General features: G+C 34.9%; 1 protein-coding gene. It reads left to right on the top strand.

All coding sequences use genetic code 11. The annotated features are described in order from the left end of the window. Nucleotides 1-516 (top strand): transposase (locus MBBTH_RS10740; RefSeq protein ID WP_165814078.1); only part of this gene is annotated, 516 nt, incomplete at both ends.

The following is a 516-nucleotide window of genomic DNA, read 5'->3' as shown; positions in this document are numbered from 1 at the left end:
TGGGAATTTGATTACAATTTACAAATAGGAGTAGACGAATACAAAGGAATAATCGTCTCATCATCACTCACACAAAATCCAACAGACGTATTCGAACTAATACCTCAAATAGAACAAATAAAAGAAACATTTGGTGCTTTAGCACCAAATACACAAATTTCAGCCGACAACGGCTACTCAACAAACGAAAACATAGACTATCTCGCAGAAAACCACCTAGATGGCTACATATCAACCAGAAAACTCTCAAGAAAACTCAAAAAAATCAACAAAAAAGACAAACCCTTTGGAAAAGACAAATTCACCTTCGATCATGAAAAAAACACCTACATCTGCCCAATGGGCCAAATACTAGAAAACCAAAAAAGCTACAAAAACAACACACGAATCGCATACTGGACAAACAACTGCAAAACATGCCCAAAACACCAAGAATGCTGTGGAAAAAGATACAATAGAATCATAACCGATTATGGAAATCCAAACAAAATAAAAATGCTTAGAAAAATGGAAACA

The organism is Methanobrevibacter thaueri (assembly GCF_003111625.1).
Lineage (GTDB): Archaea > Methanobacteriota > Methanobacteria > Methanobacteriales > Methanobacteriaceae > Methanocatella > Methanocatella thaueri.
The sequence above is the reverse complement of the archived record's forward strand: the minus strand, read 5'-3'. Positions and strand labels throughout refer to the sequence as shown.